The organism is Raoultibacter timonensis (assembly GCF_900240215.1).
In the GTDB taxonomy this organism is placed as follows: domain Bacteria; phylum Actinomycetota; class Coriobacteriia; order Coriobacteriales; family Eggerthellaceae; genus Raoultibacter; species Raoultibacter timonensis.
Genome location: NZ_LT964679.1, coordinates 452,985 through 468,056, shown reverse-complemented (window position 1 = coordinate 468,056; position 15,072 = coordinate 452,985). Strand labels below are relative to the sequence as shown.

11 protein-coding genes are annotated in these 15,072 nt (G+C 61.4%); 7 read left to right on the top strand and 4 right to left on the bottom strand.

The window, feature by feature from the left end:
• Both C1722_RS16815 and C1722_RS01965 read right to left on the bottom strand, forming a co-directional pair.
• Nucleotides 1–237, bottom strand: a 237-nt coding sequence (locus tag C1722_RS16815) for a hypothetical protein (RefSeq protein WP_219724268.1), incomplete at its 3' end; no start/stop codon positions are given.
• Between the two features lie 186 nt (nt 238–423).
• Complete coding sequence (locus C1722_RS01965) at nt 424–1,002, bottom strand: helix-turn-helix transcriptional regulator (protein ID WP_244385961.1); 579 nt, start codon at nt 1,000–1,002, stop codon at nt 424–426.
• 184 nt (nt 1,003–1,186) lie between these two features.
• On the opposite strand from C1722_RS01965, the gene C1722_RS01960 reads away from it, so the two are divergent.
• From C1722_RS01960 to C1722_RS01930, 6 genes are all read left to right on the top strand, one after another.
• The gene (locus C1722_RS01960) at nt 1,187–2,092 is read left to right on the top strand and encodes a hypothetical protein (RefSeq protein ID WP_102377769.1); all 906 of its coding nucleotides are present in this window, start codon (nt 1,187–1,189) and stop codon (nt 2,090–2,092) included.
• 183 nt (nt 2,093–2,275) lie between these two features.
• Nucleotides 2,276–4,528, top strand: a complete 2,253-nt coding sequence (locus C1722_RS01955; protein ID WP_146040579.1) for a type 2 periplasmic-binding domain-containing protein — start codon at nt 2,276–2,278, stop codon at nt 4,526–4,528.
• A 9-nt stretch (nt 4,529–4,537) separates the two neighbouring features.
• On the top strand, nt 4,538–5,401 hold the full coding sequence (locus C1722_RS01950; RefSeq protein ID WP_102377767.1) for a carbohydrate ABC transporter permease: 864 nt from the start codon (nt 4,538–4,540) through the stop codon (nt 5,399–5,401).
• On the top strand, nt 5,398–6,249 hold the full coding sequence (locus C1722_RS01945; protein ID WP_102377766.1) for a carbohydrate ABC transporter permease: 852 nt from the start codon (nt 5,398–5,400) through the stop codon (nt 6,247–6,249). The genes C1722_RS01950 and C1722_RS01945 overlap by 4 nt, the downstream gene beginning before the upstream one ends.
• Nucleotides 6,250–6,307: 58 nt before the next feature.
• Nucleotides 6,308–6,838, top strand: coding sequence for an efflux RND transporter periplasmic adaptor subunit (locus C1722_RS01940; RefSeq protein ID WP_102377765.1), 531 nt, complete (start codon nt 6,308–6,310; stop codon nt 6,836–6,838).
• 1,063 nt (nt 6,839–7,901) lie between these two features.
• Complete coding sequence (locus tag C1722_RS01930; protein ID WP_102377763.1) at nt 7,902–9,038, top strand: ABC transporter ATP-binding protein; 1,137 nt, start codon at nt 7,902–7,904, stop codon at nt 9,036–9,038.
• A 1,779-nt stretch (nt 9,039–10,817) separates the two neighbouring features.
• Here C1722_RS01930 and C1722_RS01920 read toward each other — a convergent pair.
• Nucleotides 10,818–11,717 carry an NAD(+)/NADH kinase gene (locus C1722_RS01920; RefSeq protein ID WP_102377761.1) on the bottom strand — a complete coding sequence of 300 codons (900 nt, stop codon included), beginning with the start codon at nt 11,715–11,717 and terminating at the stop codon, nt 10,818–10,820.
• 101 nt (nt 11,718–11,818) lie between these two features.
• Here C1722_RS01920 and murJ point away from each other — a divergent pair, with 101 nt between their 5' ends.
• Complete coding sequence (murJ, locus tag C1722_RS01915) at nt 11,819–13,807, top strand: murein biosynthesis integral membrane protein MurJ (RefSeq protein WP_102377760.1); 1,989 nt, start codon at nt 11,819–11,821, stop codon at nt 13,805–13,807.
• 70 nt (nt 13,808–13,877) lie between these two features.
• Here the strand turns inward: murJ and C1722_RS01910 are convergent, their stop codons facing one another.
• Nucleotides 13,878–14,489 carry a hypothetical protein gene (locus tag C1722_RS01910; protein ID WP_102377759.1) on the bottom strand — a complete coding sequence of 204 codons (612 nt, stop codon included), beginning with the start codon at nt 14,487–14,489 and terminating at the stop codon, nt 13,878–13,880.
• Nucleotides 14,490–15,072 lie beyond the last annotated feature (583 nt).

The following is a 15,072-nucleotide window of genomic DNA, read 5'->3' as shown; positions in this document are numbered from 1 at the left end:
GCCGTCGGAAGCGCCGTCGCCGCCGCCGGATGCTTCATCGGCTGCGCTCTCGACACCCGTATCGGATTCAAGCGCTTCGGAATCGCCCGGGGCAATAACCTCCTCTCGTGTCGTTGGAGCTTCGGAAGACGGCTCGTCCGCATACGCGCTCAGCGGTGCTAAACCCCACACGAGCAGCGCGCAGAGAGCAAGGCGTAAGAATACGCCCGGTCCCCCCTCGATCGTCGCGTTCTTCATAGTCCACGCCTTTCTCCTGGGCTCAAAAATGCTACTATTTTCGAGCCATTTGAGAAAAGTATATAACAAACTACTGTATTTGATAAGTACTTACTTAATATGAGGTGGATTTTCGTTCCGATTGCTGCGCGTAAGAATTATCCCGGATACCGCAAGGTTCGCTCGCGCGAAATCGCGGAGGCAGCCCTACCCGGCGTTGCCGCATCGCTCGACCATCGCATCGGCGAGCTCGTCTTTCCCCGATACGCCCATCTTCCGGTAGAGGTTGCGGATGTGCGTCTTCACTGTGTTGTCGGACACGACAAGCTCGCGCGCAATCTCGGAGCGCGTCTTTCCCTCGAGCAGCAGATTGAGGATAGCCTCTTCCCGACGGGTCAAATCGTAATCGCGGGCGGTGCGGGCGCACCGCTCCTCAAGGGAGTCTTCAACGTTTTGGTGGGTCTCGACGAACCTGCGCAGCTCGTTGAGGGAGGCGATCTCGACATCTTCGTTGAGACGCCATGCGCGCGACAGATGCCAACCGACGAAAAGCGACACAGCGCACAAAGCGAGCGAGAAAACCGAGGCGGCCCCCGTGTCGGCGGCCTGCGTGATCGCAAGGCATCCAAACAGGGCAACAGCAAACACCGTGCCGTAAAAAATGGCTACCTGAAGCTTGGTTCTCGACATGGTCTCAGAAAAGGCCGCCTGGGCAATCGCGACGCAGCATGCGACAAACAGCACTCCCACACCGCCAATGACCGCTACAACCGACATCCAATCCATCACCAAACCGCCCTTCGCGCGCATCCTTTGTTTTCATGCATAATACTACGACGAACCATGCCATTGCACGGACTCGCGGACTGGGTGAAAAAACTCACCGTTGCTAACGCACCGAATATCATGATAGCTTCGGCGAAGGCGTTGCAGCAAAGCACCGCAACCTCGTCGCCGAAAGGAGTGCCACATGACAGCCAAACGCAAAAAGCGCGCTGCAGTCGGCATCGCATGCCTCGTCGTTGCCGCTCTTGCCATGGGTTGGTTTGTCGGACGCTACATACCCAGTGTGCCGCACGGCCCCGCATCGCTCCTCTTCGCCGGCATGTACGATGGCAATGGCGAGCCCTCCCAAAGAGTCGTTGATTGCGAGTTCGGCCGCAGCGCAGCGCTCGAGGGAATAGTGCAGGGCATGGCCTTTATCTGGGAAACGGATCACCCCACCGCAAGCATCAGGGAAACAAACGAGACCATCCCCAGCGACGAGTATATCGAGTACCTGAAGAGCATCGGCGATTGGGAGTACGAGTATCCCCTGTTCGAGATGCGTATCGACGAGGTGAGATCGGTATCGGGATCGGCCTTCAAAGAGCTCTACCCGGAGTATTCGAATCAGGAAGTGTATCCGGAAGACAGCACGATGGTGCTTGTCTCGGCAACCGTCACCAACACCTCGAACACGCTCATCGCTGGTTCGGTCGGACCGTACAGCAGTGACGGCTTGCCCGAGTTTCGACTTTGGACCGATGCTTGGACCAGCGCATACGCCGAGACGATCTACGCAGAAGACGGCACGCTCGTCGTCGAAGCCGGCCCCCTTTCGGACGGAACCATGCGAGCAGGCGTACGCCTCGACGCTTACGCTTTCTCCATGCTCGCCGAATACACCTCCTTGGACGATCCCCCGTCCGACGACATCCAAACAGCGCCCGTCAACGTAAAACCCGGCGAGACGCAAACGGTCGTTTTGCCCTTCATTGTTCCCAACGAAGCCCTCAAAACCGACGGGACCTCGAGGCACATTGATTTCTCGAAGTACTGCATCCAGACGGTCGACCACCGAACCGAAACCACGTACCGCCTCTGGCTCGAATAGACCTTCCGCACAACCGAAGCAATGCAACCGCTGCCCAAGGGCCCAGCGTCAGCCATGCCGAAACGAGAACGCCCATCCCTAGAACCCGCCCGAAAAGGAGACTGCATGAACCCGAGTTCGAACGCATCGGCTTGCCCGCCGAAAGCCGACACCGCACAACCCCCTGCTTCGACGCAAAGCACAATGGGGAAACACGTCTTTTCCATCGCGCTCGCTGCAATCTTCGCACTCGGCCTTGCCGCCTGCACCCCGACACCGAACGGCAGCGTAGCCGAGCACAGCGAAACGAGTCGCTTCGAGCAGGCCGTCGCACTCCCAACGGACATCATGCACATCTCCGACATCGCTTACACAAGCGACGGAGGCATGCTCATGGCGGCCAACACGACGGACTGGAATACAATCGCCGTGTTCGCCAAGACCGCCGACGGCTCTTGGGAGGCGCTCTTCGACACGTCTACCTTGGCCGCATCGCTTGACGACGACACCTCTATCGGGGCCGCGTGCCTCACCCCGCAGGGAAGCCTGCTATGCACGACGCTTACCGCAGAAGGAGACGGCGGTGGCTGCTACCTCGTCGATCCCGGTTCGCAGAGCGAGGCTTCCCTGCCGGCGGGCCGCATCACCATCATGCGCTCGTTCGACGAGGGCACGGTGATCGCATCCGACTGGACCGGCTCGTTTTTCCGAGCGGACTACACGACAGGCGACACGGTGTGCACGTACCGCCTGCCGAGCGGCACCGTCCTCGCCGATTTCACCGTGCACGGCAACCGCGTATACGCGAGCGCTTCCAAGAGCAGCTCCGCCAACCCTACCTGCGAGCTGTACGTTTTCGATTACGACACCGGCGAGCAGGTGAACCTCGACGCTCACGAAGAATCGGTACTCGCAGCCGCGTTCCCCCCGGCGGACGCGTCCGCCGTCGCAACACCCATCTGGGCTGCGAGCGAAAGCGGGCTCTTCCTCTGCTCGACGGGCGCGATCTACGATTGTTCGGGCGAGACGGCGACCGTCCTTGCCTCGGGCAATGCCACGAACCTTTCGAATACGGGCAAAACCCCCGAACGGCTGCTCGTCGGATCCGGATCCGACGACATCGCGGTGCTCTACCGCGAACGGACCGGCTCGACCAATCCTTATACGCTCTACCGCTACCCGCAGGGCGAGCAGCCGAAATCCACCTCGAGCCTTTCCGTGTACACGCTCGAAGACAGCTCCGTTATCCAACAGGCGGCCGCAACCTACCGTGACGAGCACCCGGAGATCGCGATCGAGGTACGCGTGGGCATCCCGGCGGGCTCAGGGCTCTCGGCCGACGACGCCCTGCGAACCCTCAACGCCGAAATCCTTTCCGGCACGGGTCCCGACGTCATCGTCCTCGACGGGCTTCCCTTCGACGGCTTCGCCGAACAGGGCGCGCTTCTCGATCTTTCGGGCATCATCCAAGACGCTCGCGAGACCGGCGACGAGTACTTCGAGAACGTCGTGGGCGCCTTCGCAACCGATGACGGCTGCTTCGCGATTCCGAGCAGGTTCGGCATACCCGCGATTGTCGGAAGCGCCGAGGCGATCGATTGCGCGCAATCGTTTGAAAGCCTCACCTCCTACATCGAATCGGAGAGCGAGAGCCCGACGGGCACCGATGCGACCTTCTCGGTGGCATCGCTGTACACGGCAAGCTACCGCAGCATCTTCGATACGGGCGGAAGCGTCGACCGGGACGCGCTCGCAACGTTCTTCGCCTGCTCGAAACGGCTCCTTATGCTCAACGACGGGAGAAACTGCGAGAATGCGCCTACCGGCTACGACTATCTCGGAAGCCAGCTCGACGACCTGCAAGGCGGCGGCTCCGGAATCAGCGGATCGGGCATCCTCTTCGCAGAAAACCCCGATCAGCAGTTCATCGAAATAGCCTCGCTCCTCTCGGGCACCAGCTTCGGCTCGGCAAGCCTCGCCGTGGAGAACGCCTCGTTCGCGTGCGCCCTCGAGCCGTTGAGCTTCTCGCCCGAGCGCGTGTTCGTACCGAGCTCGATCCTTGCCGTGAACGCCAACACACCAGAGGCAGGCCAGGCAAAGGATTTCGTCTCCTACGTTTTGTCGAAACCGCAGCAGAAGCAGGACTCGTTTGACATCGGCATCGCCGTCAACAAAACCGCCTTCAGAGAAGCCCAGATCGAGCTTGGCGGCTACGGCATGTCGGTCATGGGCGACGGGGGAAGCGAGCTTTCCTCTGTCAGCCGCGGCGCCTTCACCGAAGCGGAGGTCGAGGCGAACTGCGCGCTCGTCGAGAGCGCGACCGATGCATGCGTGCGCGACAAGACGGCAAGCGACATCCTCTCGATCGAGCTTCTCGCCTACTGCCGCGGCGAGGCGACGCTCGACGAGGCCCTCGATGCAGCGATCCAGAAGATCGACCTCTACCTGGCGCAGTAGGCGGCGATCATGAGCATGCCGCGCCCGCCCAAAGCGATCATCGTCGGGGCCTTTCTGGCCCCGAGCCTCACGGGTCTCGCCGTCTTCTTCCTCGCGCCCTCGTTCGACGTCGCGAGGCGGTCGCTTGCCAACCCGTCGGGCACCGAGTTCGTCGGGCTCGACAACTACGCAACGGTTCTTTCCAACGAGGCGTTTCGCCTGGCCGCTCTCAATACGGCCAAGTTCATGGCGGTCTGCATTCCGATCCTGCTGATAGCCTCCCTGACCGTCGCGCTGTTCTTACGAAAAAGCACGCCGTTCAAGGCGCTTATGAAGACGGCTCTTCTCCTGCCGCTCGCAATCCCCGTTTTCTCGGCGGCGCTTTTGATGAGCGTCACGTTCGACGCCGAGGGAATCGCCAACGGCATCCTCGCCTTCTTCGACCTCGAACCCGTAGCCTGGATGGGTACCGACGCCGCTTTCTGGGTACTCGCAGCCAGCTACGTGTGGCGCAACCTCGGCTACTGCATCGTGCTCTGGCTTGCCGCGCTCTCCTGCATCCCCGAAACCCTGTACGAAGCGGCGCGCGTCGACGGGGCGAATTCGCGCCAGATCGCCGTGCGGATCACCCTGCCGCTGCTCGCACCCTCGTGCGCGGTTGTCGTAGTGCTGGCAATCATCAACGCCTTCAAGGTGTACCGCGAAGCGTACCTGGTGGCGGGGAATTATCCCCACGAGAGCATGTACCTGCTTCCGCACCTGTTCAATAACTGGTTCGCGAGCCTTTCAACCGCCAAGCTCGCAGCGGGCGGCGTACTGCTGGGGCTCGTGCTCTTCCTCGTCGTCTGCCTGCTTTTCCGTTCGTGGGCCAAACAGGTTCGGGCAGACCGATGAAGGTTCGAACGACGCTGACGGCCGCATGCGTTGCCCTCGCCGGGTTCGTCCTGTGCTTTCCCTTGGTCATGCTAGTTGCCGGATCGCTCATGGGACAGACCGAACTTTCCTCGGTCCTGGGCGGCGTCCTGCCGTCGGGCGAAGGGTATGCGCAAGCCCCGCTTCTCACCCTGAACCCCACTCTGGAATCCTATGTCGCCGTACTCGTCGACACGCCTGCCTACCATGTGCTCTTCTGGAATTCGGCTGCGATTACGGCGGGCGTGCTCGCAGGACAGCTCCTGTTCGCAACGCCCGCCGCCTGGGCGCTCGCGCGCTACGAATTCCCGGGGCGAAACGCGCTGTTCTTCCTCTACGTGCTGCTGATGATGCTGCCCTTCCAGGTGGTCATGCTGCCGAACTACCTTGTACTGAACGCGCTCGGCATCAACGATACGCTTCCCGCCATCATCCTGCCCGGCATATTCTCGGCGTTTCCCGTGTTCATCATGAGGCACTTCTTCGCCACCATCCCGAACGCCATCATCGAATCGGCCCGTTTGGACGGCGCAGGCGAACTGCGGGTATTTCTGACTATCGGCATCCCCCTCGGCCTACCCGGCATATTCGCCGCGCTCGTGCTCGGGTTCTTCGAGTACTGGAGCCTGGTCGAACAGCCGCTCGCCTTCTTGAAAGATCAGGCGCTCTGGCCCCTTTCGCTGTTCCAACCGACGGTATCCTTCGACAACGTCGGGCTCGTGTTCGCCTCGGCCGTCATCGCCGCCGTGCCCGCCGTGCTCGTGTTCGCCATGGGCAGGGAGTACCTCGAACGGGGAATCGCCGCAACCGCCCGAAAGGACCGGTCATGAAACGAAGGGCCGCGATTGCGCACCGCAACGGACACAGCCTGCAGGGAAGGAGCGCCCGATGAAACGCAGGGCCGCAACCGCACTGTTCGTCTTTTTCGTTGCGATGGCATGCTTCGGCATCCTGTCGAGGGCTGTGAGCAGCGCGGGCACCGCGCTGGTGGCAGCGGAGGCACCGAGCACGCAGACCTTCGCGCAGGAAGCCATCGAGGCAGACGGCGGTACGGCATTCGATCCCGGAGCTGCAGCCGGGGGCGAAGCCGCACCCGGTTGCGCTACCGTACCCGAAGACGAAGCCCCGGAAGCATCGGTCGATGCGGACGAACTGGCCGCCGCCCGCGAATACGGCTCATGTGCTCCCCTCACCGCCGTCCATCGGGAAGGCGCGCAATCCTACGTGTACGTGGTAGCCGAGCAGGGGGGATTCTCGGGCGTCGAGCTGGTCGCCCGAAAGGTGCCCGTATCCGTGCTCGACACGAATGCGAGCTGGGCGGCGCTCGCCGAGGGAGCCGTATCCTCGCAGCAGAAGATCATCGTCAGATCGGATAGGGTTCTCGCTGACGGCAGTAAGGTTCGGCTCGCCGATGCGTAAGGCTCTCGGCATACGGCGCATCCCCTTGGCCGCCATAGCGGCTTTCCTCGTCTCGCTCGCGTGCTTCGGAGCGCAGATCGCCGCGTACGGCGCGCTTTCCGGAGCCTACGCGAACACGAAGACGTTCGTTCTCGCAGGCGGCGGTATCGGGCTGAGCAAAGCCGCCTCGGTTCTGGAGCGATCAGGCGAGGCGGCCGATCCGTTCCCCATCGTCTTGTGGTCCCAAGTCGATGGGGTCGCGGCGAACGCGAGCGACCCGATCGCCGCGGAAAACGCAGAGGGCGCGGGAGAAACGGTGCTGTACTTTACGGGCGAGATCGGACTCGTATTCCCCGACGCAGCCGCCTGCCCCACCGAGCCGGGCACGTATCGGGCGAACGCCCTGGAGGCCGAAAAACCGTCCGTCGCTTCGGGCGGCTGCGCCGAAGACGCACCGGTCCGCATCATGGACGGATCGGCCGCCGGAGGATTCCCCGTCGCCTACACGAGAATCACCACAGCCGATGCGGACGCGGACGGTTTTCCCATCACCGCCGAAACGATCGCCTCATCGCTTGCCGTCGAGTGCGCGGAGCTCGATTACGGCCTTTTCTCGCTCGCGTCCTTCTCCTTGCTGCTTTGTTATCCCGCAGCGCTCGCCGCTTATGCGGCTTGGCACTGCCGGCCCTTGCGCAAGCGTCCAGCCGGCCATCCGGTGCTCGCGGCCATCGCCTACGCGATTCCCGCACTCGCCGCCATCGCCGCAACGGCAACCTTCGCNCCACGCGCCGCCAGCGCCGCAACGGCAACCTTCGCCTCGGCGCTCTCGCGGTTCGGCAACCGTCTTCCCACCCGTTGGTCGGACTTCTCGGCTTGGCAAACGGCTGCCGCATCCCTGCAGGACGGTTTTTTGCGCATCGCTTTTGCAGCGCAGGGAATCCCCGATATGCGGGTTCTTCTTCCCTGGGTGCTCGCAGTGGCGCTCGGGCTCGCGTCGTTGGCATGCGCCGCCGTCGCTGCTCGAAAACTCGCACACTGGGATGCGCGAACAAGTGCAGGCCACGGAAAGAACCGGGTGAGATAGATGTCGTTTCTCGAATTGGCGCAGCTGACCAAAACCTACGGCAAAGGCGCGATCCGCGCAGTCGACGAGCTCTCGCTGCGCATCGAGCAGGGCGAGTTCGTCGTGCTCGTCGGCTCGTCGGGTTGCGGCAAGTCGACCACGCTGCGTCTCGTCGCAGGTCTGGAGACCCCGACATCGGGGTCGATCCGTCTCGACGGGCGCACCATCACGCACGCGCCTCCCGCCGAGCGCAACGTAGCGATGGTGTTTCAGGATTTCGCCCTCTACCCCCATATGACGGTGTTCGACAACATCGCATTTCCGCTCAAAGCGAGAAAGGTACCCAAACGCGAACGGGAAGAACGGATACGCGCCACGGCTTCGATGCTCGACATATCCGATCTGCTCGATCGCAAACCGTCGAAGCTTTCGGGCGGGCAGAAACAGCGAGTCGCCATAGGCCGGGCAATCGTGCGCAATCCCGCATTGTTCCTCATGGACGAACCGCTTTCGAACCTCGATGCCAAGCTGCGCGCCCAAATGCGCGGCGAGCTGGCAAGGCTTCACGGCAAAACGGGTGCGACCATCGTATACGTGACCCACGATCAAACCGAGGCGATGACGCTCGCGACGAAGATCGTCGTCATGGACCAGGGGCGCGTACGGCAGATCGGCACGCCTGGCGAGCTGTACTTTCATCCCCGAAACCTGTTCACCGCCGCATTCATCGGATCCCCTCAGATGAACTTCCTCGAATGCCGCGTTGACCGCGGCATGCTGCGCTTCCTCGACAGCCCTGACGGAATTCCCGCACCTCCCGGATTGGCCGCTTCCCTTGCGCAGCCCCGCGTGGTTGCGGGGATACGTCCCGAAAACGTCCTGATAGGATGCGATACCGCCTCGCCTTGCGATCAGCGCATCGCAGATGCCGCTTCATCCCACGAGCACTATGCGATGCTCACGGGACGGAGGCTGCGAGACGAAATCGTCGGCTCGGACGCGTACATCTCGTTTGAAGTGGGAGATTCCGTCATCGTCAGCAAAACGAGCTTGGAATCGCTTCACCATGCGGGAGGCCGAGACGATGTGCGGCTCGGCCTCCGCCGGGAAGGATTGCTCTACTTCGACCCTATATCCACGCTGAACATCACCCCATGATGCAGCGGAACGATGACGGCGAGAGCAATGTTTCTGAGACTCGGTGCCAAGCACCGAACCTGAATCGGTAGCGAAACCCTCGAAGATGGCAGAAAACGAAAGAAATTCGTCGTAGTGCAGGGTAAGTGGAAAAGACACATCATTAAGTGCGTCGTTGTGCTGGGAAAACACAACCAGCTTGATCCCAGAAACCCGCTTTGGAGCCACCGAGCTTCCCACGGGGACGAAAAACTTTCGTTTCTTGCCACAAGCTCGGGTACGACCGAGCAAAAGGCGTTTCAGCCAAAGAACGGGGGGCAATCGAGCAGCTCCGATCGAAGGGCAAGCTGCCTGCGAGGATAATCTGAACAGCTCGGCCTTATTCTCGAATTCAAATGTCTCGCTAAAATCCGTACAAAGCGATTATATTCCCGATAGTTGGCCACCTGCTGCCACGTTGCGGTTACAACGGTTATTCCGAGCGATTCGAGAGCGTTGCGTCGTTGTGCGTCTTGGGCAATCCGCTCGGCACCTGTATGACAGAGAATGCTATCGTACTCTACGGCTACGCCCTGATCGGGCCAAAGCAAATCGCACCGAAAAAAGGATTTATCGGCCGTCCATCGGTTTCTTTTACCGATCGGAACGATAGCGTTCATGAGAGGATGGGCGATACCGCTTCCCCCTCGCATGCAGGGAAGCGTCACAAGCGCAGCCAGCGTCGATTCCCGAGGGGAAGCCGATTGCTCCAATATGTGAGGAAGTGCTTTGCGAACCGTTTTCGTTCCCCTGACGTTTTCGAGCTCGAGAAGGCAAGCTTTTATACTGGATGGAGTGGCGAGGGGAATCCTCCCCCTAATACCGTATGGTCGGCTCTTGTCGGGAGCATAGGTTCCGCAAAACTCGTAACCTAGATGGACGGTTTGCGGAAAGCTCAAGAGGGAGGCCATGTGAACCAAGGTAAGTTCTGGGCTTGTAACGAAAACGGCCTTGTCGCAACCGGGTATTGAAATAGACCTCAGAGAACCGGCAGGCAAGAATCGCGATTGATGGACAACGAGATCATGCGTGCTCTTCCTCCTTCCATCGAGCGCCATGACATGCAGAGGCAAAGAAAAGACCTCGTTGCCGATGAGCCCATACTCTTCGATTGCAGTTGCGTGCGGTGCATCTTCGGGCATGATTCGAGCGCGAGACGGCTTGCGCGCTCTACTGCTGTCGCTTAGTAGCGATCGCCAAAACTCGAGTGCAGATATGTTGGACAGGATCACCGTCATGCTGGCATATTAACACGATATAGCACCTGATAAGAGTACGAATTTCGGGTGTATGAGCTGAGTCCTTCCCACGTAACATCCGCATGCGGTTTCCGCAAGGAGCGCGCTTGATTTACGTTGAGTGCGTTTCGCGATTACATCGGATCCGCACTACCGCTATGCAAGGTTGCAAGGCAATGAGCTTCGCTGCCACGCGAACCCAAAGGAGCCACCGCGTTAATCCAAGACGCGCATGCCTCGACAGCGCTCACGACGGCGCTTTCGCTCTCTGGGATCCCGAACGAACGCATTCCGATTCTGGCTTATCAGCGAACAAGGGCATTCGCGGCAGAAAATGAAAGTAATTCGTCGTCTACACCCGCTCGACGAAACGAAATCGACGACCGGGAAACGACACCGCTTCATTACCCCTGATCGGAGAAACGGTCTAAAAATCAACTGCGAAGAAGCTCCGAGCGACGACGAATATCTCGCTTTTTCTGCCGCAAACCGAGGCACCCCACGCTCGGTGCACCCGATGGGCTTAGAAGAACACCTTCGAGGCGTGGTCGTAGAAGTTCTCGCATTTGTAGCGCAGGAGCACCGTAGGCTCCGAACCGGCGCGAACGAACACTTTTGCGACAGGCCGCTCGAACGTGAGCATTTCGCCGTCGACGAACAGCGTCGCCTCGCGTGAAGCCTGGTTGTTGGTGAGATCGACCTCCACCACATCGTTTTTCGCCGTCACTATCGCACGCGAATGAAGCGTATGCGGCGCAAGCGGAACGGCAACGAGACCCTCGAAACCCGGAGACACGAGCGGACCGCCCGCCGAGAGCGCGTAGGCGGTCGACCCGGTGGCGGTGGCAACCACGAGTCCGTCGCCGCGCATATCGGCGATATGCGAGTCGGAGATGGAGAGCGAGAAATCGATGATGCGGCCCATAGCGCCGCGCGTAACCGCAAGCTCGTTCAGGGCGAAGAAGCTGCGGCGCTCGCCGTCTTCGGCGATGATCGGCTCGTCGTCGGAGCAGGGAACCTCGTCGAGATCGTCGCCCTCGCACAGAACGTCGATCCGCAGGTTGGTCCGCCTCTCACGCACCGCGTCTTCCGCAAGAGCCGCCGCGACGATGGCCACAACCCCCTCGTCGCTCGCATTGGCTAAAAACCCGAGCCGCCCGAAATTGATGCCGAGAATGGGAACGCCCGTCGTGCCGACGAGTCGGGCCGTGCGCAGGATGGTGCCGTCGCCGCCGAGCACGACCGCGAGATCGCAGGAACCCGAATCGATGATGCCGACGTCATCGGTATCGCCCAGATAGTTCAAATCGGAAGAGTCGATCATGCTGTACTGAATGGACTGCGTGCCCAGATAAGCCGCGAGGAGCAGCGACGCGTCGACCGCCTTCGCATTGGAGTTATTGCGGACTATCAGGATATGCATGAAGCGCCTCTTTCCGTGTTTGCTATGATGTGAGCGGTTGCCGTTGCGCAGCCGCTCACCGTTGGTGAACCATTATATCCAAAAGCAAGAAGGCCCATTCGATGTCGGACAAGCTCTCACGAGCCAAACATACCCGCGAAGCGGTTGAACGCGAGCTCCTTCAGCTTCCCGATACCACTGGCTCGTTCCATCGGATCGGCGAGCTCGGCTTCGAGATCGACGAGGCGGATTACGATCCGTACGCGGGCCGCCACGCCAAACGGGCATCCGCCGGCGCAAGCAGCCCCGAAAAGGTCGGACGCCATGCAAAGCAGGCAACGACAGGCGGGTACACGCGATCCTCGTCGCCCAACGATGCTTTCGGCCGTCATGGCGCCGCGCTCGCTCCCGAACCCGAGATCTACAACGCCGCGGACGACATGCTCGCCCGCACCCCCGACGGCGACGATGTCGCAACCGAACTCGCCTCGCCCCCGAACGACGACGACAGCAAAACGGTCAGCTCGTCGGCTGCGCTCATCAGCGTATGCGTCATGATCTCGCGGATCACCGGATTCGTCCGTACGTGGGCGATGGCCTTCGCGCTCGGTTCGACCCTGCTCGCGAGCTCCTACACCGTGGCGAACAACCTTCCCAACATGCTTTACGAGCTCGTAGCGGGCGGCATGATCGTTACGGCGTTTCTGCCCGTGTACGTATCGGTCAAGAAGAAGCTCGGAACCGAAGAGGGCAACCGCTACGCTTCGAACCTGCTCACCCTCGTCGTGATACTGCTCGGCATCGTATCGCTTATCTGCATGGCCTTCCCCGCACAGGCCATCTTCACCCAGAGCTTCTACTCCGATCAGTCCGAAATGGCTACGTCGGTGTTCTTCTTCCAGTTCTTCGCCATCCAAATCGTATTCTACGGGGCGAGTGCCGTCGTATCGGGCCTCCTGAACGCGAACCGCGACTACCTCTGGTCCTCGATCGCGCCGGTCGCGAACAACGTGATCGTCATCGCGACGTTCTTCGCCTACGCCCTCATCGCACCGAACGACCCCGAGCTTGCGCTCTACATCATCGCCATCGGCAACCCGCTCGGCGTGTTCGTGCAGATGGCGATCCAGATACCGGCACTCAAACGCAACGGCATCCGCATCCGCCCGCGCATCGATCTGCACGACCCGGCCTTGCGCGAGACGCTCGCCATCGGCATTCCCGCCGTCATCGTCATGCTGAGCTCCACCGCCGTCGTCTCGGTCCAGAGCGCCGCATCCTATGCGTTCGCCGAAAACGGTCCCTCGATCATCTACTATGCGCGCCTGTGGTTCATGCTTCCCTACTCGTTTTTAGCCGTGCCCATCACCACCGCCATGTTCACCGAACTGGCGGACATGCAGGCGGAAGGCAACACCGAGGGCGTCAAGCGCGGCATCATCTCGGGCACGAACCAGATCCTGTTCTTCATGATCCCGTTCGCGCTCTACCTTGTCGTGTTCGCTACGCCCCTCATCACGCTCTACAGCGCCGGCGCGTTTACGGCGGAAAACATCCCCACCGTCGCAAGCTATCTGGCGGTATTCGCCGTATCGCTTCCGTTCTACGGCATCAACACCTACCTGCAGAAGATATTCAGCAGCCTGCGGAAAATGACGGTGTTCGCCGGGTTCAACATCATTGCGGCCACCGTACAGGTCGCGCTCACAGGAGCTGCGGTATTCGCCGCATCGAACGGAATCGCCGACATTCCCATCGAGAGCATCGCGGTTGCCGAGCTCGTGTTCTACCTGGTAGGAGACATCTGCCTGTTCACATACCTACGCAGGAGGTTCGGGGCGTTCGGACTCCGTTCGACAGCCAAGGCCTTCATCGTGGCGCTCGTGCTCGGCACACTCGGCGCCGCTGCGGGAGGCGGGGCGCTATTCGCCGCCCAAACGCTCATCGCTCCCCTCTCAGGTTCGATCGCGCAGGCGTTCGCCTACATCGTGGTCTGCGGCATCGTGAGTCTCGTCGTCACGTTCGGCATCGCGCTCAAGCTCAAGATACCTGAAGCGGCGTTTCTGAGCTCGATCATGGCGCGCGTGACCGGCAAGCTCAAGCGCAGGTAGATCCCAGCGCGTACGCGTTAGGCACGCTTGGCCCCGTAGCGCTTAGGCTCGCGAACCCCGCGAGGTCCGCCTACACGCACTCGGTTCCGTAATGCACGATGGCCGCGCACGCGACGCAGGCAAGCACCACGGCACCCGCGAGCACGCCGAAGGATCCCGAAAACGATACGAGCATCAAGCAGACGGCCGCTACCGACGCACCCGCCTCGTACTCGATGCGGCGTCCCGTCAGGGGAAACCGCACCGCGTCGAAGCCGCGCATGAGCACGTACAGGACGTTGAGCGCAACGCCGAGCACGAGAGCCCAGACGAGAGGCACGCCCGTATAGGCCGCAAGGGGCACGATCGTCGCAAGCGACACCGCCGTAACGACGACGAACGCCGGAATCGTATCGAACACGAGCAGTTCGAGCACGCCGAAGGGCAGCCGATCGCGTACAAGGCGAATACGCATGTCATCGCCGAACGCGCGGGTTTCCTCCCGGATGCCGTTGCCGAACAGAAGCAGAGCCAGCAGCCACACCATGATCGACGACAGCCCGCCCGTACCCGAGAGCGCGACCACGCCGATCGGCGCCGCCACGGTTCCCTGCATGATAAGCGTCGGCCATCCGTCGTACTGGCGGAGCAGCGAAAGGGCCGCACGCGAGGTCAGAGCCCAATGACCGCTGCCCCGCCCCAATCCGAACCGTACACGGCGCCTGGCGAGCTTCTTGCGCCGACGATAGTCCCGTACGAGATTCGGATCGATGTTGAAGTTAAGCGATGCCGAAGCGAGCGGCTGCGTATCGGCGAAGAGAGCGCTCTCCTCGATGNCCGCTGGCCAGCCCCGTGCCGAGCGCAAAGCCCAAAACCAACCCCGCGATGCCGCAGCCGACGCCGCGCAGAGCCACGCTCGCCAAAACGGTGGCCTGCATGCGCATGCCGCCCGATATCACGTACGCGATATCGGCATGGGAACATTTCAGGGGTGCGGTCCTCAAGCCCCGCATTCCCATTGCGGCAAATACCGCAACGAGCGCGATCAGGGCGAACCTGAACACGATGATCGATCCGTCTGCCGAAAGGGCCGCAAACGTCGTCGCCACCGCATCGAGCAGCGCGGCCCATAGCGCCACGAGCGCAATGGCCACGAAGCCGACGATATAGACCTGGTACACCCGCTCCCCCGTACCGCCTTCGGATACGGGATCGGTGCCCGCGAGGTGCATCATGCGCGAAAACGCCGTCCGGGCATGGCGGATGCGGAGCCAGAGAAGAAGTCG

What these genes read in the sequence shown, in the direction of transcription:
- murJ (WP_102377760.1), top strand. Translation starts at nt 11,819, where the DNA reads ATGTCGGACAAGCTCTCACGAGCCAAACATACCCGCGAAGCGGTTGAA.
- C1722_RS01920 (WP_102377761.1), bottom strand. Translation starts at nt 11,717, where the DNA reads ATGCATATCCTGATAGTCCGCAATAACTCCAATGCGAAGGCGGTCGAC.
- C1722_RS01960 (WP_102377769.1), top strand. Translation starts at nt 1,187, where the DNA reads ATGACAGCCAAACGCAAAAAGCGCGCTGCAGTCGGCATCGCATGCCTC.
- C1722_RS01950 (WP_102377767.1), top strand. Translation starts at nt 4,538, where the DNA reads ATGAGCATGCCGCGCCCGCCCAAAGCGATCATCGTCGGGGCCTTTCTG.
- C1722_RS01965 (WP_244385961.1), bottom strand. Translation starts at nt 1,002, where the DNA reads ATGGATTGGATGTCGGTTGTAGCGGTCATTGGCGGTGTGGGAGTGCTG.
- C1722_RS01940 (WP_102377765.1), top strand. Translation starts at nt 6,308, where the DNA reads ATGAAACGCAGGGCCGCAACCGCACTGTTCGTCTTTTTCGTTGCGATG.
- C1722_RS01930 (WP_102377763.1), top strand. Translation starts at nt 7,902, where the DNA reads ATGTCGTTTCTCGAATTGGCGCAGCTGACCAAAACCTACGGCAAAGGC.
- C1722_RS01955 (WP_146040579.1), top strand. Translation starts at nt 2,276, where the DNA reads ATGGGGAAACACGTCTTTTCCATCGCGCTCGCTGCAATCTTCGCACTC.
- C1722_RS01945 (WP_102377766.1), top strand. Translation starts at nt 5,398, where the DNA reads ATGAAGGTTCGAACGACGCTGACGGCCGCATGCGTTGCCCTCGCCGGG.